The sequence below is a fragment of the Cellulomonas sp. PSBB021 genome, from assembly GCF_002240455.1.
Taxonomy (GTDB): domain Bacteria; phylum Actinomycetota; class Actinomycetes; order Actinomycetales; family Cellulomonadaceae; genus Cellulomonas; species Cellulomonas uda.
This window is the reverse complement of sequence record NZ_CP021430.1, coordinates 3,253,876-3,272,824: the sequence shown is the minus strand read 5'-3', so window position 1 is coordinate 3,272,824 and position 18,949 is coordinate 3,253,876. Positions and strand designations below refer to the sequence as shown.

19 protein-coding genes are annotated in these 18,949 nt (G+C 74.1%); 7 read left to right on the top strand and 12 right to left on the bottom strand.

The annotated features are described in order from the left end of the window. Window positions 1-3 precede the first annotated feature (3 nt). Window positions 4-804 carry a D-alanyl-D-alanine carboxypeptidase family protein gene (locus CBP52_RS15030; RefSeq protein ID WP_094181639.1) on the bottom strand — a complete coding sequence of 267 codons (801 nt, stop codon included), beginning with the start codon at window positions 802-804 and terminating at the stop codon, window positions 4-6. A gap of 197 nt (window positions 805-1,001) precedes the next feature. On the opposite strand from CBP52_RS15030, the gene CBP52_RS15025 reads away from it, so the two are divergent. Further along, on the top strand, window positions 1,002-2,324 hold the full coding sequence (locus CBP52_RS15025; protein WP_157732666.1) for a sensor histidine kinase: 1,323 nt from the start codon (window positions 1,002-1,004) through the stop codon (window positions 2,322-2,324). Then, a complete protein-coding gene (locus CBP52_RS15020) occupies window positions 2,317-3,006 on the top strand; it encodes a response regulator transcription factor (RefSeq protein ID WP_094181637.1) in 690 nt (229 codons plus the stop codon). Before CBP52_RS15025 ends, CBP52_RS15020 begins: the two co-directional genes overlap by 8 nt. Window positions 3,007-3,015: 9 nt before the next feature. Here CBP52_RS15020 and CBP52_RS15015 read toward each other — a convergent pair whose 3' ends face one another. After that, on the bottom strand, window positions 3,016-4,305 hold the full coding sequence (locus CBP52_RS15015; RefSeq protein ID WP_094181636.1) for an MFS transporter: 1,290 nt from the start codon (window positions 4,303-4,305) through the stop codon (window positions 3,016-3,018). A 181-nt stretch (window positions 4,306-4,486) separates the two neighbouring features. On the opposite strand from CBP52_RS15015, the gene CBP52_RS15010 reads away from it, so the two are divergent. Then, window positions 4,487-4,777 carry a YtxH domain-containing protein gene (locus CBP52_RS15010; protein ID WP_094181635.1) on the top strand — a complete coding sequence of 97 codons (291 nt, stop codon included), beginning with the start codon at window positions 4,487-4,489 and terminating at the stop codon, window positions 4,775-4,777. A 67-nt stretch (window positions 4,778-4,844) separates the two neighbouring features. Here the strand turns inward: CBP52_RS15010 and CBP52_RS15005 are convergent, their stop codons facing one another. Then, entirely contained in the window at window positions 4,845-5,741 is an 897-nt protein-coding gene (locus CBP52_RS15005; RefSeq protein WP_157732665.1) for an amidohydrolase, read from the bottom strand. A 195-nt stretch (window positions 5,742-5,936) separates the two neighbouring features. Next, complete coding sequence (locus CBP52_RS15000; RefSeq protein ID WP_157732664.1) at window positions 5,937-6,791, bottom strand: universal stress protein; 855 nt, start codon at window positions 6,789-6,791, stop codon at window positions 5,937-5,939. Between the two features lie 250 nt (window positions 6,792-7,041). Between CBP52_RS15000 and CBP52_RS14995 the strand changes: the two genes are divergently transcribed. After that, window positions 7,042-7,839: a GTP pyrophosphokinase family protein gene (locus CBP52_RS14995; RefSeq protein ID WP_307722677.1), complete on the top strand. Its 798-nt coding sequence runs from the start codon at window positions 7,042-7,044 to the stop codon at window positions 7,837-7,839. Here CBP52_RS14995 and CBP52_RS14990 read toward each other — a convergent pair. Then, window positions 7,827-10,232, bottom strand: coding sequence for an excinuclease ABC subunit UvrA (locus CBP52_RS14990; RefSeq protein ID WP_094181632.1), 2,406 nt, complete (start codon window positions 10,230-10,232; stop codon window positions 7,827-7,829). The genes CBP52_RS14995 and CBP52_RS14990 overlap by 13 nt on opposite strands. Window positions 10,233-10,275: 43 nt before the next feature. After that, window positions 10,276-11,730 carry a glycoside hydrolase family 43 protein gene (locus tag CBP52_RS14985; RefSeq protein ID WP_232514527.1) on the bottom strand — a complete coding sequence of 485 codons (1,455 nt, stop codon included), beginning with the start codon at window positions 11,728-11,730 and terminating at the stop codon, window positions 10,276-10,278. 56 nt (window positions 11,731-11,786) lie between these two features. Here CBP52_RS14985 and rbsK point away from each other — a divergent pair, with 56 nt between their 5' ends. Then, window positions 11,787-12,689 (top strand): ribokinase, encoded by a 903-nt coding sequence (rbsK, locus tag CBP52_RS14980; RefSeq protein WP_094181631.1) that lies wholly within the window; start codon window positions 11,787-11,789, stop codon window positions 12,687-12,689. Between the two features lie 16 nt (window positions 12,690-12,705). Then, window positions 12,706-13,305, top strand: a complete 600-nt coding sequence (locus CBP52_RS18605; RefSeq protein WP_094181630.1) for a sugar O-acetyltransferase — start codon at window positions 12,706-12,708, stop codon at window positions 13,303-13,305. An 18-nt stretch (window positions 13,306-13,323) separates the two neighbouring features. Here CBP52_RS18605 and CBP52_RS14970 read toward each other — a convergent pair whose 3' ends face one another. The 6 genes from CBP52_RS14970 to CBP52_RS14950 all read right to left on the bottom strand — a co-directional run bounded on the left by CBP52_RS14970 (window position 13,324) and on the right by CBP52_RS14950 (window position 18,182). After that, a complete protein-coding gene (locus tag CBP52_RS14970) occupies window positions 13,324-14,511 on the bottom strand; it encodes an ABC transporter permease (RefSeq protein ID WP_157732663.1) in 1,188 nt (395 codons plus the stop codon). Further along, window positions 14,508-15,188 (bottom strand): ABC transporter ATP-binding protein, encoded by a 681-nt coding sequence (locus CBP52_RS14965; protein WP_094181628.1) that lies wholly within the window; start codon window positions 15,186-15,188, stop codon window positions 14,508-14,510. The genes CBP52_RS14970 and CBP52_RS14965 overlap by 4 nt, the downstream gene beginning before the upstream one ends. Then, window positions 15,185-16,363 carry a peptidoglycan-binding protein gene (locus CBP52_RS14960; protein ID WP_198303482.1) on the bottom strand — a complete coding sequence of 393 codons (1,179 nt, stop codon included), beginning with the start codon at window positions 16,361-16,363 and terminating at the stop codon, window positions 15,185-15,187. Before CBP52_RS14960 ends, CBP52_RS14965 begins: the two co-directional genes overlap by 4 nt. Window positions 16,364-16,476: 113 nt before the next feature. After that, window positions 16,477-17,211 carry a hypothetical protein gene (locus CBP52_RS18025; protein ID WP_198303481.1) on the bottom strand — a complete coding sequence of 245 codons (735 nt, stop codon included), beginning with the start codon at window positions 17,209-17,211 and terminating at the stop codon, window positions 16,477-16,479. Between the two features lie 227 nt (window positions 17,212-17,438). Next, on the bottom strand, window positions 17,439-17,864 hold the full coding sequence (locus CBP52_RS14955) for a peptidase inhibitor family I36 protein (protein WP_094181626.1): 426 nt from the start codon (window positions 17,862-17,864) through the stop codon (window positions 17,439-17,441). Window positions 17,865-18,002: 138 nt separating this feature from the next. Beyond that, the gene (locus tag CBP52_RS14950) at window positions 18,003-18,182 is read right to left on the bottom strand and encodes a hypothetical protein (protein ID WP_094181625.1); all 180 of its coding nucleotides are present in this window, start codon (window positions 18,180-18,182) and stop codon (window positions 18,003-18,005) included. A 176-nt stretch (window positions 18,183-18,358) separates the two neighbouring features. Here CBP52_RS14950 and CBP52_RS14945 point away from each other — a divergent pair, with 176 nt between their 5' ends. Further along, window positions 18,359-18,586 carry a hypothetical protein gene (locus CBP52_RS14945; protein WP_157732662.1) on the top strand — a complete coding sequence of 76 codons (228 nt, stop codon included), beginning with the start codon at window positions 18,359-18,361 and terminating at the stop codon, window positions 18,584-18,586. The last annotated feature ends 363 nt before the right edge of the window (window positions 18,587-18,949 follow it).

Below are 18,949 nucleotides of genomic sequence, written 5' to 3'. Positions count from 1 at the left end.
GCGTCACCATCCCGACGACGAGTCGGGCAGGAGCTGCGGGCAGCGGTCCGCACCGTCCGGCATCGCCTCGAAGTGCCAGATCTCGTTGGCGTACACGCGGCACAACCCGTACTCCTGCCCGTGCTCACCGAGCCAGAGCGCACCCTCCGTCCGCCCGACGTCGATCGCCGTCCCCGCGACGTGCGCGGACCGGTCGGCCGGCAGGACCCACCGGCGCGCCTCGCGCTCGGAGCCGTACCGCTCGACGGCCTCGTCGAACAGCCGCCGCTGCTCGGCCGCGCTGCGCCGCCCCGAGGTGACGACGAGCTCGACGCCCTCGGCCGCCGCGGCGGCGTCGGCGCGCGCGTACCGCCGGGACAGCTCACGGTCGATCCCCGCGGCGGTCAGCTCGTCGACCACCCGGGTGAGCCGCGCCTCGAGGTCGTCGTCGGCCGGTGCGTGCCCGTCACGGCCCCCGTCACGGCCCCCGTCGTCCTGCTGACCGCCTTCGGGCGAGCCGTCCGCGGCGGTGTCGCCCGACGAGCGCCCGGGCACGGTCGCTGCCGACGGATCCCCCTGCGACCCGGCGAACGCGTCCTCGGCCCACCGCACGCCGTACCAGGTGGCGACCGCGAGGACGACGACGAGCACCGCGCCGCGGCGACGCCTGCGCCGCGCACCCTCCTGCGCGACGGACGCCGCGAGCGGCCCCGGCACGGCCTGCGGCCGCCCGGACCGCCCCGAGCTCGCGGTCCTCGCAGCGCGCGCAGCGCCCGGTCCGGGAGGCGGGGTCGCGGGCCACTGCGGCCCGGTGCTCGTCGTCATGCCGCCAGCCTGACGGGCGCACCGGGGTGCGGACGTCGGGCCGTGGTCGGGTCGCGTGCCTGGTCAGAGCCCCTCCGAGGGTCGAGACGCCGCCCACCCTGCGGTCGGCGCGGCCGAGCGGCCTCCACCCCAGGGTGGAGGCCGGGTCCGCCGCGAGTCTCGTGATCACGGCGCCGCACGGCGCGTACGTTGACGGCATGTCCGCCGAGCTCCGTGCCGTCGCGTCCGGGCACGACGCCGCGGGCGCGACGGGGTCGCAGGTGGCGCGCGCGCAGCGCCGCGAGGTGCGGCGCCAGGACCTGCAGGTGGCCGCCGCGGCGGGCGCGCTGTGGACCGCGGGGCTCGTCGTCGCCAGCCGGTGGGACTACTGGATCCCGGCGTCGTCGGAGGCGTGGTGGTGCGCGGGCGCCGGTCTGGTCGCCGCGCTGGCCGTACGCCGCTGGGCCGCACGCGCCGGGTTCTGGGCCGTGTCCGGCGGGTACCTGGTGGCGTACTCGCTGGTGCTCGACGGCGGTCGCATGCCGTCGTTCGTCCACGTGATCCCGCTGCTCGTCACGACGTACGCGGTCACGCGCGCGGGCGCGGAGCCGCCCGTGCTCGCGGCGCTCGTGGCCGGCGCGCTCGGTGTGACGCTCCAGGCGGGCGTCGCCAACGCCGCGTGGGGCCTGTCCACGTGGGACTGGCACCCCGCGGTCGACCTGTCGTCGGCCGTGCAGCTCGTCGCGCTCGTCGTCGCGGCGGCGCTGCTCGGTGCGATGGTGCACCGGCTCGCCCGCACGTCCGCGTCCCTCGCGGAACGCAACGCGCAGCTCGTCGCGCTGCAGGAGGTCCGCGCGCGCGAGGCGGTCGCGGCGGAGCGCACACGCATCGCACGCGAGCTGCACGACGTCGTGGCGCACCACGTCTCCGCGATCGTGGTGCGCGCCCAGGCCGCGGACCGCGTCGCGGACGCGCAGCCCGACGCGCCACGCGAGGCCGTGCGGTGGATCGCCCCGGCGGGCAAGGAGGCGCTCGACGCGATGCGCTCCGTGGTGCGGGTGCTGCGGGCCGCCGACGAGGAGGCCGCCCCGTACGCCCCGACCGCGGGGCTCGACGCGCTGCCCGGGGTGCTCGCGCGTGTGCGTGAGGCGGGCCTCGACGTGCGCGCCACGCTGCCCGACCCGCTGCCGGCGTGCGCGCCGCAGGTCGGGCTCGCGGTGGTGCGTGTCGCGCAGGAGGCGCTGACGAACGTGCTCGTGCACTCCGCCGCCCCGCACGCGACGGTGACCCTCACGCGGTCCGCGACGGACGTCGTCCTGGAGGTCACCGACCCCGGTCCCCCGCGCCCTCCGACCGCCGGGACCGGGCTCGGCGGCAACGGGCTGCTGCACATGCGCGAGCGCGCCGCGGCGGCGGGTGCCTCCGTGGTCGCGGGCGCCCTGCCGGGCGGCGGGTGGCGCGTGCGGCTCGTCGTCCCCCTGGACCGCCTGCCCGAGGACCCGGCGCGGCGAGCGCCCCGACGAGAGGCCGCCGATGCCTGACGTGACCCGCGTGGTCGTCGTGGACGACCAACCCACGATCCGCCTGGGCCTGCGGATGATCCTCGACCACGAGCCGGACCTCGAGGTGGTCGGCGAGGCCGCCGACGGCGCCGCCGCGCTCGACGTGGTGCGCGCCGTGCGGCCCGACGTGGCGCTGCTCGACATCCGCATGCCCGGCACCGACGGCGTCGAGGCGACCCGCCTCATCCGCGCGGACCCCGCGCTCGCGGACGTGCGCGTCGTCGTGCTGACGACGTTCGACGACGAGGAGTACGTCACCGGTGCGCTGCGCGCCGGGGCGCACGCGTTCCTGCTCAAGGACGCCGAGCCCGCCGCGCTGGTCGACGCCGTGCACCGCGTGCGCGCGGGCGGCCAGGTGCTCGACCCGAAGGTGACCGGCGTGGTCGTCGAGCAGTGGCGCGCGGCCGCGGCCGCGGCGACCGCACCCCAGGGCACCGGTGCGGCGGCGACGCTCGTCGGGACCCTCACGCAGCGCGAGCGGGACGTGCTGCTCGCCGTCGCGCGCGGCGGGACCAACCAGGACGTCGCCGACGCGCTCGGCGTGGGCGAGGCGACCGTGAAGGCGCACGTGCACGCGCTGCTGCGCAAGCTGGCGTGCACCACCCGCACGCAGCTCGTCGTCGTCGCGTACGAGTCCGGGCTGGTGACGGTCGGCGGCTGAGCCGCGCCCTCAGGCCGGGACCGACATCACGCGACGCGCGTCGTACCGCCAGAACGTGCGCTGCGTGCGGACCAGCACCCACAGCGCCGCCACGCACGCCAGCCCGCCGATCACGACCGCCCACCCCTCGCCCACCGCGGACGACATCGACCCGATCACGACGTCCCCGAGCCGCGGGCCACCCGCGACCACGACGATGAACACGCCCTGCAGCCGGCCGCGCATGTCGTCGGGCGTCGCGGTCTGCAGGATGGTCTGCCGGAAGATCGCGCTCACCTCGTCGGACGCGCCCGCCGCGACGAGCGTCAGGCACGCGATCGCGAGCGCACCCCACAGCACGTGCCCGGGACGGTCCCGCCCCACGACGACGAGCACCAGACCGAACGCGACGACGGACGCACCCCACCCGGTGATCGCCCACGTGATCACGCGGCCCTGCCACCGCACGCGCGCCAACCCGCCCGACAGCAGCCCCGACGTCACCGCCCCCACCGCGAGCGCCGCGGTGAGGATGCCGGTCGTCGTCTCGCCGCCGCCCAGGTACCAGATGCCGACCGCGGGGAACACGACGCGCGGCATCGCCAGGACCATCGCGCACAGGTCCACCAGGAACGTCATCCGCACGTCCGGCTGCGTGCCCAGGTAGCGCAGCCCGTCGACCACCGAGCCGATCCCCACCCGCTGCCGCCGGTTCTCCGACGGCTCCGGCAGCACCGGCGGCAGCCGGAGCACCGCCCCGAGCGCGAACGTGAACAGCACCGCGTCCACCGTGTACGCCAGCCCGTAGTCGACCGCCGCGAGCACCGCACCCAGCAACGGCCCCACCGTCAGAGCCACCTGGAAGCCGATGGTCTGCAACGCGTTCGCCGCCGGCATCAGCCGCGGCTCCAGCAGCCGCGGGATGATCGCCGACCGCGCCGGCGAGTTCACCGCGTTCGCACCCGACTGCACCGCCGTCAGCCCGTACAGCAGTCCCACGTGCTCGTTGCCCGCCCAGCCCTGCACCGCGAGCACCATGATCGCCACCCACGACACCACCGAGGCGACCAGCGCGACCTTGCGCCGGTCGTAGTGGTCGACGATCGCACCGCCGTACAGCCCGAACACGACCAGCGGCACCAGCGCGAACATCCCCAGCACGCCGACCGAGAGCGTCGAGCCCGTGATCCCGTACACCTGCAGCCCGACCGCGACGACCGTCAGCTGCGTCCCCAGGTTCGCCACCGACAGCCCCAGCCACAGACGCCGGAAGTCGGGACTGATCTTCAGGGGCGTCGTGTCGACGACGAGAGACCTCACCAACTCACTCTAGGCACCGACCCACCACCCACGCGGACACCGCCATCGCGCGTGCCCGGCCTCGCGGGCGGGCCGGCTCGTGCGGCGGTCGGTGTCGCCGCGCGCGGGACCGGTGCGGTGGTTAGGGTCGGATGGTTCGCGCGGCGCTCGGTCGCGGCGGCGGTCTTCAGGAGGTGGTCGTGTGAGCGGGAGGATCGGCACGTTCGTCGTCGGCGTCGGCTTCGGGTACCTGCTGGCAACACGCAAGGGCCGCGACCTGCTGGGCAAGGCGGGCGAGAAGGCCGGTGAGGCCTGGCGCCACCCGAAGGTGCAGGGCGTCGTCAAGGACGTCGAGGAGCAGGCGCTCGACTTCGCGAAGCAGCAGGGCGTCGCGCTGAAGGACAAGGCGGTCGACGCGGCACGGTCCGCGACGGGCCGCTCGGCCGACGAGCCGTCGGTGGTCGTCGAGCCGGAGACGCCGTACAGCATCTAGCCGTCCAGCACCCGGCCGTCCAGCATCCGGCCGTCCAGCGGCCGGCCGCCGAGCGTCCGACGGGCGCTCAGCTGGTGACGCGCGCGAGCCCGTAGACGTCGGACGCGGTCCCGGCGCGGACGTCGTGCAGGTCGTCGTGGCCCAGCGCGGCCTGCAGGGCCGCGTCGACCGCGACGCACGCGACCGCGGGCCCGCCGTGCAGGAGCGAGACGGGCCAGGCCGAGCCGAGCATGAGCCGGCGTGGGCCGAACAGCTCGAGCGCGACGTCGACGACCTCGCGCACCTGGTCGGCGTACTCGCGGCCGGGCACACCACGGGGGAAGATCCCGGACAGCTTCGCGACGACGCCGGGGTGCTGCGCGACGGGTGCGAGCAGCGCGCGCCAGTGCGCGAGGGCGTCCGGGTCGCCGAGCGGCGGGCGGCCGAGGTGGTCGACGACGAAGCGCAGGCCCGGGTGCCGCTCGACCACCGCGGGCAGCTGCGCCAGGCCGTCGGGCGTCGTCACGAGGCACTCGTAGGCGAGCCCCAGGGCGTCGACCACCGCGAGGCCGGCGTCGGTCTCGGGGCGTGCGAGCCAGGCCGCGCCCTCGTCGCGGTGCTGCATGGTGCGCACCCCGACGACGCGCGTGCCGGCGTCCGCCGCGATCACACCGGCTCGCTCGACCTCACCCTCGACGAGCTCGGGCCGGTCGACCGGCGCCCACACGACGAGCCCGGCGACGCGCGGCTCGTCGGCGGCGACGTCCGCCATGACCTCGACGTCGCGCGGGTCGTCGGCCGCCTGGACGAGCACCGCACGGACGTGCTCGCCGCGGTCGCACGCCTCGAGCTCGTGCTCGTCGTCCAGGTGTGCCGCGAGGTCCGCGTAGCCGAACGCGCCGTGCAGCGGGCCCATGCCCGGGCGCAGCCACGGGTAGCGGACCCGGGCGGGGTCCCACACGTGTGCGTGCGTGTCGACGATCACGTGATCACCTGGTCCTGTCCGTGCCGGTCGGCGTGCTGGCCACCACCGGCGACGCGGGCGCGCACGAGGCCCCATCGCCTCGTCACCGGCCCGGACCGGTGAACGACTGGCGTGATCCTGACATACCGGACGGCCGGTCGGATAGGGGCCTCGCCGCGCGCCGTCGAAGCGCTTACGCGCCGGCCGCCCCGCGCGTCACTCCCGCAGCGTCGCGCGACCCACCAGGACCGAGCACGGGGCGTGGTGCACCACGGCCTCCGCGGTCGACCCGAGCACCACCCGCCGCAGCCCACCGAGGCCCCGCGTCCCGACGACCACGAGGTCCGGCTCGATCTTGTCGACCATGCCGAGGACCGTCGGCCGCACGTCGAACGTGACAGTCATCGGCACCGCGCCGACGAGCAGCGTGCGTACGTCGCCCGCCCCCGCGTCGCGCAGCACGTGCGCCGCCGCGGTCACCGCGTCGGTCTCGTGGCCCTCCAACGTGTCGACGCCCAGCACCGTGACGTGCGCGCCCTGCAGCAACGGCAGCGTCGTCAGCGCACGCACCGCGTCGACCGAGTCGGGCGAGCCGTCCGCGCACACCAGCACCGTGCGCACGGGCTCGGTGCCGCGTGCGACGAGCACGGGCGTGAGCGGCCGGTGCGACGACACGAGCCACTCGGCGGTGCTGCCCAGCCCCAGCCGCTTGAGCAGCCCACGCCCGCGCGGTCCCACGACCACGAGGTCGGCGTCGTCGTACCCGTCGAGGACCACGCGCGGGTCCGCCTCCGCGACCAGGTGCTCGACGTGGTTGCCCGGCAGCTCGCGCGGCGGCTCCGGGCTCCACGCGTGCGGCAGCGCGCGCTCACCCGGCGCCTCGTCGGAACGCGGCCGCGCCGTCACGGCGGTCACCCGCCACCCCGGCCACGGCTGCGCCGCGACCCAGCCCCACAACGTCGCCGACGCCTCACCCCGGTCGTCACCGACGACGAGCCATCCGGGTCCGGGAGCGGCACCCGCCCGTGTCGAGTCGGCCTGGGTCTGCGTCACCCTCTGCTCGGTGGTCATGGCCCCCACGTCCTCGTCGAACAGCCGCGCACCGGCAGTCGTCGGGCTGACGGCTCGGGGCCGACGCGCGGTGCTGCTCACCTCCGGCATACCACGGTCACGGCCCGAGCGCGTGGGTCCTTGATCCCGTTCGTCGGACCTCGTCCTGGCGCGGGGCCGACGACGACCGCCGGGACCTTCTGCGGCACTCGTCGACAGCCGCGCTCGTTAGCGTGGGGGACGACGAACCACGCCCCGCCCTGGAGGACCCGTGCCCGCCCCGCACCCCCACGAGCTGCAGACGCAGGTCGAGACCCGACTGCGCGACCTGGCGGGCCGCACCGGGGTCACCGTCGACGCGGGCGAGGTGTTCGCCCGCCTGCGCGAGGTGGGCGACGAGTTCCAGCGCCTGCAGATGTACTACCAGTTCGGGATCGACGAGGTCTCGACGAAGATCGCGATCCTGCGTGACGAGTTCGCGACGATGTACGACTACAACCCGATCGAGCACGTCCGCTCGCGTCTGAAGTCCCCGGACAGCCTGCTCAGCAAGGCGCTGCGGCAGGGTGTGGACCTCACGGTCCCCGCGATCCGGGCGAGCATCCGGGACATCGCCGGCATCCGGATCACCTGCTCGTTCGTCTCCGACGTCTACTGGATCGCGCAGATGCTCAGCGCGCAGCCCGACCTCACCGTGCTCACGACGAAGGACTACATCGCCAACCCGAAGCCGAACGGGTACCGCTCGCTGCACCTCATCGTCCAGGTGCCGGTGTTCCTGTCCCGGCACACCGAGCACATCCCCGTCGAGCTGCAGATCCGCACGATCGCCATGGACTTCTGGGCGAGCATGGAGCACAAGCTCCGCTACAAGTACTCCGCGGACATGCCGGCCCACCTGCGCGCCGAGATCGACGACGCGGCCCGGGTGGCCGCCGACCTCGACGCACGCATGAGCCGCCTGCGCGACGAGGTCCGCCCGAACCCGACCGACGACCTCACCGACGGCGCACCCGGCGCGCCGGGCGACGCCGGCACGGCCGGGCACCTCGGCACCTACCTGGTCTGAGTCCCCGCCCCGACATACCGGGCGAGGTGCTCGCCCGTCAGCGTCGAGGCGTCCGCGACGAGCGCGGCGGGCGTGCCCTCGAACACCACGCGACCACCGTCGTGGCCCGCGCCCGGGCCGAGGTCGATGATCCAGTCCGCGTGCGCCATGACCGCCTGGTGGTGCTCGATCACGACCACCGACTTGCCCGAGTCGACCAGCCGGTCCAGCAGCGCGAGCAGCTGCTCGACGTCCGCGAGGTGCAGCCCCGACGTGGGCTCGTCGAGCACGTAGACGCCCCCGTCGGTGCCCATGTGCGTCGCGAGCTTGAGGCGCTGACGCTCGCCGCCGGACAGGGTCGTCAGCGGCTGTCCCAGGCTCAGGTAGCCGAGCCCGACGTCGACGAGCCGGTCGAGGATCTTGTGCGCGGCGGGGGTGCGCGCGTCGCCCGCGGCGAAGAACTCCTCGGCCTCCGCGACCGGCATGTCGAGCACGTCGGCGATGTTCCGCCCGCCGAGGGTGTACTCGAGCACCGCGGCCTGGAACCGCCGCCCCTCGCACTCCTCGCACGGCGTGGTGACGCCGCCCATCATCGCGAGGTCCGTGTAGATCACGCCCGCGCCGTTGCACGCGGGGCACGCACCCTCGGAGTTCGCGCTGAACAGCGCGGGCTTGACCCCGTTGGCCTTCGCGAACGCCTTGCGGATCGGCTCGAGCAGGCCCGTGTACGTCGCGGGGTTGCTGCGCCGCGAGCCGCGGATGGCCGACTGGTCGATCTCCACGACGTCGTCCCGCCGGCCGAGCGAGCCGTGGATGAGCGAGCTCTTGCCCGACCCGGCGACGCCCGTGACGACGACGAGGACACCGAGCGGCACGTCCACGTCGACGTGCTGCAGGTTGTGCGTGGCCGCGCCGCGGATCTCGATCGCCCCCGTCCGCGTGCGCACCTGCTCCTTGAGCCGGGCACGGTCGTCGAGGTGGCGGCCGGTGAGGGTGCCCGACCGGCGAAGCGCCTCGACGGTCCCCTCGAAGCACACCTGCCCGCCGCCCGAGCCCGCGCGCGGGCCGAGGTCGACGACGTGGTCCGCGATCGCGATGGCCTCCGGCTTGTGCTCCACGACGAGCACGGTGTTGCCCTTGTCCCGCAGCTGGAGCAGGAGGTCGTTCATGCGCTGCACGTCGTGCGGGTGCAGGCCGATCGTCGGCTCGTCGAACACGTAGGTCACGTCGGTGAGCGACGAGCCGAGGTGCCGGATCATCTTGGTGCGCTGCGCCTCGCCGCCGGACAACGTGCCCGCCGGCCGGTCGAGGCTGAGGTAGCCGAGGCCGATGTCGACGAACGAGTCGAGCGTCTCGGTCAGCGACGTCAGCAGGGGTGCGAGGGACGGCTCGTCGATCCCGCGCACCCACTGCGCCAGGTCGCTGATCTGCATCGCGCACGCGTCGGCGATCGAGACGCCCCCGATGGTCGACGAGCGTGCGGTCTCGTTGAGCCGCGTGCCGTGGCACTCGGGGCACGTGGTGAACGTGACCGCACGGTCGACGAACGCGCGGATGTGCGGCTGCATCGCCTCGCGGTCCTTGGACAGGAACGACTTCTGGATGCGCGGGACCAGGCCCTCGTACGTGACGTTGATGCCCTCGACCTTGATCCGCACCGGCTCCTTGTAGAGCAGGTCGTCGAGCTCCTTCTTGCTGTACTCCCCGAGCGGCTTGTCGGGGTCGAAGAACCCGGACTCGCGGAAGATCCGGCCGTACCAGCCGTCCATCGTGTAGTTCGGGATCGTGAGGGCGCCCTCGTTGAGCGACCTGCTCGCGTCGAACAGCGCCGTGAGGTCGAAGTCCGTGACCGAGCCCATCCCCTCGCAGCGCGGGCACATGCCGCCGAGCTGCGTGAACGAGCGCCGCTCGGTCTTCGCCCCGTGCGCGCCCTCGACCGTGATGGCACCCCCGCCGCGCACGGTCGGGATGTTGAACGCGAACGCCTGCGACGAGCCGATGTACGGCTGCCCGAGACGCGAGAACAGGATGCGCAGCTTCGCGTTGACGTCCGTCGCGGTGCCGACCGTCGAGCGCGAGTTCGCGCCCATGCGCTCCTGGTCGACGATGATCGCCGTGGTCAGCCCTTCCAGGACGTCCACGTCCGGGCGCGGCAGGTTCGGCATGAAGCCCTGCACGAACGCCGGGTAGGTCTCGTTGATCATGCGCTGCGACTCGGCCGCGATCGTGCCGAACACGAGCGAGCTCTTGCCCGAGCCGGACACGCCCGTGAACACCGTGAGCCGCCGCTTGGGCAGGTCGACGTCCACGTCCTTGAGGTTGTTCTCGCGCGCGCCGCGCACGCGGATGAGGTCGTGGCTGTCCGCCGCGTGGCGAGTCGCGTCGTCGGTGACGCCGTCCCGGGTACTCGTCATGCGGTCACGCTAACGGGCGCGTCCCACACTCCTCGAGCGCGCGTCACAGGTACCAGTCGGGACCCATCGCCTCGTCGTGCCCCCGGTACTCGAACGACCGGACGGTCAGCGTCCCGCGCTCCGCGACCAGCCCGACCATGCGGCCCGTGAACCCGCCCGCGACCTCGGTGGACAGGTACCGTCCGTCGAGCCGGCCCAGCTCGCGGCGGCCCTGCGCGTCCTCGACCGCCGCGACGATCTCGTCCGGCCCACGCCGGATGTCGAACCGCCCCTTCGGGGACGGGCGCACCGCGACCTCCAGCAGCGCGTCGTCGTCGACCTGCGCCTCGCCGAGCACCGACGTGAGCGTGCCCACGCGTGCGACCGCGCGCACCCGCGAACCCTCGACCTCGAGCGTCACCGCGTGCTGCGGGTCCATCCGCACCTCGAGCCCGCCGACGACGCCGGGCCCCGCCTCGACACGGGCGTGCGCGACCACCGTCTCGTGCTCCTGCCGCCGCCCGACGAACGTGCGCCCCGCCGGCTGCGCCGACAGCTCCCACGCCTCGCCCGCGCGCCGCAGCACCTCGTCGGGGAACACGTGCGCCCCCACCCACGAGTCCGCGGGACCGTGCTCGCGGAGCAGCGCGACCTCGTCGGGCTCGATGGGCTCCCCCACGACCGGCCACCCGTCGACCCACGTCACCTCGACCGCGAACGTCTCGCGGCCCCGCACGTGGAACGCCGGGAAGTAGCCGCGCGGCCGCACCCCGAGGAACACCATCGCCCACGAGCCGTCCGGCCGCTGGACCAGGTCCGCGTGCCCGGTGCTGCGCACCACACCACCCGTGCTGCGCGCCGTCAGGACCGGGTTGCCGGGGTACGGCTCCCACGGGCCGGACGGCGAGGGGCCGCGCGCGATCGTCTCCATGTGCCCCGCGGCGGTCCCGCCCTCCGCGGCCATCAGGTACCACCGGCCGTCCACCCGGTACAGGTGCGGGCCCTCGACGTGCTCGCCGCCCGTGCCCTCCCACACCAGGCGCGGCTCGGTCAGCAGCTCGCCCGTCGCCGGGTCCAGCACCGCCTGGCGCAGGCCCTGGTCGCACCACGTGAGGTAGCACGTGCCGTCCTCGTCCCAGGCCAGGTCCGGGTCGATGCCGCCCGCACCCTCGATGCGGACCGGCGCGCTCCACGGCCCCGCGGGGTCGTCCGCCGTGACCAGCAGGTGGCCCGGACCGTCCGAGACGTTCGTCGTGACCATCCAGAACCGGCCGTCGTGGTGCCGCAGCGTCGGGGCGTAGATGCCGCCCGACGGGTTCGCGTCCGCGACCTTCAGCTGCGCGGGCGTGTGCAGCGCATGGCCCACCAACGTCCACGTCAGCAGGTCGTCGGAGGTGAAGATCGGCACCCCCGGCGCGTACTCGAAGCTCGAGCACGCCAGGTAGTAGGTCTCCCCCACCCGGCACACGGAGGGGTCGGGGTGGAACCCCGGGATCACAGGACGCGACGGCAGCGGCACGGCGCCCACCCTGCCAGACTCGCGCCGGGGAGTCCCGCAGCCCCGAGGGGAGAGCCATGGGTGTCGCGCACGACGTCGTCGTCGTCGGGTCCGTCAACGCCGACCTCGTCGTGCGGGTCGCCCGGCACCCCCGGCCCGGCGAGACGCTGCTCGGGTCGACGTCCGACACGCTGCCCGGCGGGAAGGGCGCCAACCAGGCGGTCGCCGCGGCGCGCCAGGGTGCGCGCGTCGCGCTCGTCGGAGCCGTCGGCACGGACCCGCAGGCCGCTGTCGCGCTGTCCGCGCTGCGCGCCGCGGACGTCGACCTCACGCACGTGCGGCGTGTCGACGGCGCGACCGGGCTCGCCGTGGTGACCGTCGCAGGCTCCGGCGAGAACACCATCGTCGTCGTGCCCGGCGCGAACGCCACGCTCACGCCCGCCCGAGTCGACGAGGCACGCGGGACCATCGCGCGCGCCGCGGTCTGCGTGCTGCAGCTCGAGATCCCGCTCGACACCGTCGCGCACGCCGCCCGGCTCGCCCACCGCCACGGCACGCGCGTCCTGCTCAACGCCGCACCAGCCACTGCGCTGCCGCGCGACGTGCTGCGGCTCGCCGACCCGCTCGTCGTGAACGAGCACGAGGCCGCGACGCTCCTGGGCCGCGCGCTCGACTCCCCCGCCGCCGCCGCCGCGCACGAGCTCACCGGGCTCGGCGTGCGGTCCGTGGTCGTCACGCTCGGCGCCGCGGGGCTCGTCGGGCACGGCCCCGACGGCGCGTTCTCATGGTCCGCACCCGTGGTCCAGCCCGTCGACACCACAGGTGCGGGCGACGCGTTCGTCGGCGCCCTGGCCGCCGGCCTCGCGGCCGGTCAGCCCCTGCGCGCGGCGTCCGCGCACGCCACACGCGTCGCGGCATACTCGGTCACCCGCCTGGGCGCGCAGCCGTCCTACCCGGGACCGGCCGACCCGCTGCCCTGAGCCCCCGGAGACCGTCATGGACCTCGACGCGCAGCGCCGCCACATGCTCACCGGCGCGATGTACGACGACCTCACCCCCGAGCTCGTCGCCGCCCGCGAGCAGGCCGTGCTCGCCACCGACCGGTACAACGCCGCGTTCGGCCGGCCCGCGCCCGAGCGCCTCGCGCTGCTGCGCGACCTGCTCGCCGCCGCGGGTGACGGCGCCCACCTCGAGCCCACGTTCCGGTGCGAGTTCGGGTTCAACATCAGCGTCGGCCGCAACTTCTACGCCAACTTCGACTGCGTGATGCTCGACGGCGGCGGCATCAGCATCGGCGACGACGTGCTGCTCGGCCCGCGCGTCGGCATCTTCACCTCCAACCACGCGCTCGACCCCGCCGAGCGCGCCGCGGGCGCCTGCTACGCGCGGCCCGTGACGATCGGCTCGCGCGTGTGGGTGGGCGGGCACGTCACCATCAACCCGGGCGTGACGATCGGGGACGGCGCCGTGATCGGCTCGGGCAGCGTCGTCACGCGGGACGTCCCGGCGAACACCGTCGCAGCCGGAGTGCCGGCGCGCGTCCTGCACCCCATCACGGACGCGGACCGCACGGGCTACACCCCCACCCACCTCTGACCACGAGAACGGGCGGAGCTAGTCGGCGCGCACCGCCTGCGCCGGTTCGACCGCGGCGGCGCGCAGGGCCGGGTAGAGCGACGAGACCACGCCGGCGGCCAGGCCGACCGCCGGGCCGAGGAGCACCCCGACCGGGCTCAACGACGCCGTCCACCCGTTCACCGCGGCCACGACGACGACGGAGACGGCCGCCAGCGCACTGCCGGTGACCCCGCCGACCGCACCGCTCAGCGCGCCCTCGGTCCAGAACATCGCCGCGACCCGTGAGCGTGACGCGCCGATCGCACGGCGCAGCCCGATCTCGCTCGTGCGGGACATGACGGACACGACCATCGCGTTCCCGATGAGCAGGACGGTCAGGGCGAGCAGGAGCGCGCCGACCCAGGCGGCGAGGCGGTCGAGCTGTGTCGAGACGCCGGTGCGGAGCGAGGAGACGTCCACGACCTGCGACGACGCGAGGTCGTGGGGCGCGTCGGGGCGCACCGCGAGCCGCACGACGTCCGCGACGACGGTGCCCGCGCCCGGCGCCGTCCGCACCATCATCGTGGCCGTGACGTCACTTTCGGCCATGCCGACCGCCAGCCGGTAGGGGATCGCGACGACGTCGGAGAGCGTCGCGTCAGAGCCGTCGTCGAGGAACCCCGCGATCTGGAAGGGCTCGCCGTTCACGCGGATCGTGAAGCCCGTCGGGTCGAGTGTGGCCGGCACGTCGAGCGCCTGCGCGGCGTCCACGCCGAGCAGGGCGACCGGCTCCGTCCCGTCGAGCATCCACGCGGCGCGGTGGGGAGCCCGTACCGCGTCGAGGTAGCCGGAGGTCAGGCCTGCGACGCTCACCCCGGCGACCGGCTGGCCGCGCTCCGCGCGAGTCACGGCGACCGTCGTGACCTCGCCGGGGTCGAGTCGCTGCCCGGCCGCGTCCACGAGGTCGACCGCAGCGACCCGCGCCGAGGCCTCGGCGGGGAACAGCGGGTCGTCGGCCGAGGCCTGAACGCCCGAGGCCGCGACGACCGAGATGAGATCGAGCGTCGAGGCCGCCAAGTCCGCGTCGACCTGCCGCGCGGCGACCGTCGAGATCCCGACGGCGGACAGGAGCGTGCCGGTGCTCAGGGCGACCGCCGCGATCATGAGCGCGGTGCGGGTGCGGCGGGCGTGCATCTCGACCGTGACGTCGACCAGCACGTCGCGTGCGGTGGCCCATCGACTCACCGCCGTGCCCCTTCCTCGAGCCGGCCCGCATGCAGGCGCACGGTCCGGTCCGCCCAGGCGGCGATGCGGTCGTCGTGCGTGATGACCAGGACGGCGACGCCCGCGGCCGCCTGCTCGTCGAACAGCGCGAGGACGTTCTCGGCGTTCTCCGGGTCGAGGTTCCCCGTCGGTTCGTCGGCGAGGACGAGCCGCGGCCCGGAGAGCACGGCGCGCGCCACCGCGAGCCGTTGCTTCTCCCCGCCGGACAGCAACCGCCCCAAGGCCTGCTGCCGTCCGCTCAGACCGACGCGCGCGAGCGCGGCGTCGACGAGAGCCCCGCGCTGCGTGCGAGGTGTCCCCGCGATCGAGGTGGCGATCTCCAGGTTCTCCGTGACGGTCCGGTGGCCGAGCACGTGGTGCTCCTGGAACACGAAGCCGAGCGTGTGCGCTCGCAGCCGGTCGCGCTCCCGCGCGCTCAACGACCCGGTGTGCTGCCCGAGCACCTCGACCCGCCCGCTCGTCGGGGTGTCCAGGAGCCCGACGATGTTGAGGAACGTCGACTTCCCCGAGCCCGAGCGCCCGACCACCGCGACCCGCTCCCCCGCCTGGAGCTCGAGGTCGACGCCCGTCAGCACCCGCACGGGCGGGTCGGTCCGGTACGTCTTGTGCACGTCGAACGCGCGCAGGACGGGGGTCACGGGCTCGTCGCGACGACGACCACGTCACTCACCGCCAGGTCCGTGTCCTCGACCAGTGCGTACCCGTCCGCGGTCGTCGTCACGCTGACCCGCACTTTCTCGGCGTCCTGCTCGCGCGGGCCCTCCAGGCCGGGAGGCAGACGAAGGACGAACGTGCCCGACGAGTCCTCGCGCACCGCGACGAGCGGAACCGCGAGCCCTTCGGCTTCGTCGCCGTCCGAGGCCTGCACGACGACGCCGGTGCCGTCCTCGAACCCCGCATCGGCAGGCAGCTCGATCGAGACGTCGTAGCCGGGCGGTGCACCGTCCTGCGTCGCCTCAGCGACGAACGCGCCGACCGCCGTCACCGTCGCCGCGGTCGTCGCGTCGCCGACCTGGGCCGACACGGAGACAGCTGCTCCGACGGTGTACGCGGCGACCGCTGCGACGCCGACCCGGGCCGTGACGCTCGCGGCGCCGGACCGCACCTGGGCGACCGGGCCACCCGGTTCGATGACGGTGCCGACCCGGGACACGCGCACCAGCGTCACGCCCGCGCCGTCCAGGTCGAACGTCTCGGCGACCGGCAGGGGCGTGAGCGCTGCCGTACGCGCCTCCGCGGCCGCCCGACGAGTGTCGGCCAGCGCCTGCTCCGCGCTGCTCCCGCCGGTCGCGCCTTCGTCGAGGTCGTCGCCCTCATGGCCCGAGGACAGCACGTCACGTGCGTCCGCGACCGCCTGGTCGGCGGCACGGGCCGCCGCGACGGCCTCCGCCGGCACCTCCGGCGGCTCGGCACGTGCCGCCCGGTACAGCGCCTCGACCGCGAGCGCGGTCGCCGGCCCGTACTCGCCGTCGACCGACCCGGAGTAGTGACCGGCGTCGAGGAGCGCCTGCTGCACCGCCCGGACGTCAGGCCCCTGCGCCCCGCCCCGCAGGTCCCGGTACATCGGGAACGGCAGCTCCCACCCGATCACGGGGCGACCCGACACCTCGACCAGCACCGCCCCGGGAGCGACCGGGTCGCCCACGGCGACGGGCGTGGCGGTGACCACCGCCCGCACACCCTCGCCGCCGGGCGCGGGGACGTCCTGGGTGCGCCCCAGCGTGACGGTCCCCGTGACGTCCTGCCCGGCCACGACGAGCGTGCGCTCCTCGACGGTCGCCGTCACCAGCGGGTTCGAGCGAGAGTTCGCCACCGCAACCTCCCACGGCGAGCGCACCTGCGATCCGACGACGAATGCGACGACCACGGCCACGCCCGCCCCCGTCGTCCAGAGCCACAGCCACCGCGACCGCGACGGGATCCGGGTCACGCGTCGGCCAGGAGCGCGCGTGCCGCCATGAGAGCCTCGTCGATCTCGGCACGCTTCTGCACGAGCTCGTCGGCGTACTTCACGACGATCGGCGCCTGCAGGCGGGCCTCCACGGCGGCGACCCGCGCGGTGAAGTCCGTCTTCTGCTTGCACTCGACCGACGCGAGCGCGAGCTGGATCTGCTGCTGGTCGATCACCGAGCCGTTGGCACCGCGCGGCCATCCCGGGCTGCCGTCCGACGACACCCCGAGCCCGGCTTGCTCGTAGCACTCCTCGAGGTCGCGGAGCGCGCCCTTCGCCTCGGCGTCGTCCAGGACCTGGGCCTGGACCGCCTCGAGCTCGGCATACCACGGGCCCACGTGACGCAGGGCGTCGTCGAACCTCGCGGACCGAGGGGCCGCGCCGCACGCGTCGACGATCTCCCAGTCGGCGGCAGTGAGGTCACCGTCCGGCGGCGCCTGGTGGTCGGCGCCCGTCGTGTCGGCGACGATCCCGTTCGCAGCCAGGTCCGCCTGCGTCATGGGCTTCACGAAGCCGAACCGCTCCGCCTGGTCCCGCGTCCACGGGCCGTAGTACTGCTCCGAGACGTACACGGGGTCGGTCAACGGCTGCGGCGGCGTGATCGTCACGCCGTTCTCGGCAGCACAGAGCCCGACCGCTACCGACGAGGCGGTGGCCAGCAGGTCCATCTCGAGGAACGTCTCGGTGAACCGGTCGGCCGGCAACACCACCGCACCGGTCTCCTCATTGAGCTCAGCCGTCAGGCCGATGCCCCGAACCTCCGTCGGCAGCACCTTCGCATGGGTTGAGTCCCCCTGGGCGCAGCCCGCGACCGCGGCTGCGGCCACGGCCATGACGACGACGAACGGCAATCGGTGCTGGACTGGCAGATTCCTCACAGCATGCCCCCTCGAACTCGTTCGGTGTGTGCCTGCACCTGGCCTTCACCGGACGGAGATCAGCAACCGGTGAACTCGGTGGCCTCGACGTCGTTGTTGACGCTATTGCCGTCACTGTCGTAGCCCGCGCCGTTCGACAGGTTCGGGTCGCGGTAGTTCTTCTTCATGAGCTGACGGCTGTAGAGCGTGAACGCCTTACCGATCGGGCGGCTGTCCCACCAGTGCCACGTGCGGTAGAAGACCGTGTACTTGCACTCCGCTCCGTTGACCGAAACCGACTCGGCACGATTGGCAAAGCCCTGGGTTCCCCAGTCGGAGAGGTTCTTGGCCGTCCCGAAGACCGCGCCGTCGTAGCTCGTCGAGTCGTAGCCGCATGCGAAACCCGAGTCACACAACCCGTCGCCGGCATCCGAGGCGGTAGCGAGCGGGATCGCGAGACCCGTCGCGAGGACGGCGGCAGGGAGTACGCGAACACCTTTGTTCATGTGGGCCCCCTGGATCGTCTCCGGTCCGCCACCTGCGACGGAGCCCCTACGTCGACGCCACGGACGTTATCGGGAGCACCCGGACCGCTCAGGGCCGAACGTCCCTTCCACATGCCCTTGAGGCGTGGCCGCGCTGTTTCACGCCGGCTCCAGCGTCGAGTGACGGGCCGCGTGGCCGTTGCAGCTCCAGATCGCGTGGCCGATCGCGTTCTGCCTGACGATGGTCGCGTGGCCCGCAGCCATGAAGGTCGCCGGTGCGTCGCGGCGCGCCCGTTCGAGCGCGGAACCGGCCTCGTCCCAGGCCCGACGACCGACCATGCAACGACCCGACACGGGGCGGGACGCCACCCGACGTGTCCTGGCTCCCGCCTGGTCATCGGGCACAAGGGGAGCGCGGTGTGTTTGTGGACGAACCGCCCACGGCGGCGCGGCCTGGGGGTTAGTGTCTCGCCACGGCCCGTCGACGACGACGGGTCGGTGCGCGAGGAGGCGTGATGCTGGGGACCTCACTGGTCGGCGGGTGGTACGACATCGCCTGGACGTGCGCCGTGCTCGCCAACCTCGCGCTCGTCGTCGTCGCGCTGCAGCGACTGGCCGCCGCGCACGACGTGAGCAGGCTCGCGCGAGCCGCGATGGCCGTGGCGGCAGTGTTCGTCCCGTTCCTGGGCCCCGGACTGGTCCTGCTGCTGACGCCCGTACCGCAGCGCGCGACGAACCACTGACTTCCCACCTGCCGCGACGGGTGGAGAACCGCTCACCGGACGAGCGTTTCGCCACCCGTCGGGGCAGGGCTGCTCGGTGGCCGGGTCGTCGGGGGCGGGAGGTTCGCCGACATCGACGCCGACCAGCGAGCGGCTGGCCGCCGACTGCATCCGCCCTTGCGCGCACCGAACGCCGCGTTCACGCAGATCGCGACACTGCCCGCCTAGGTGTCGTGCCTCATGAGGTCGGTAACACCGCTCGGGGTGTCAGGCAGGGGCAGACCCGCCGGCGACAGGATGGGAAGTCGACGATGCGCCGGTGGCGTGGGTTGCCGAAGGTCTGCGGAGATGAGATTTCGTACGCTCAGAACAGCGAACTTGAGA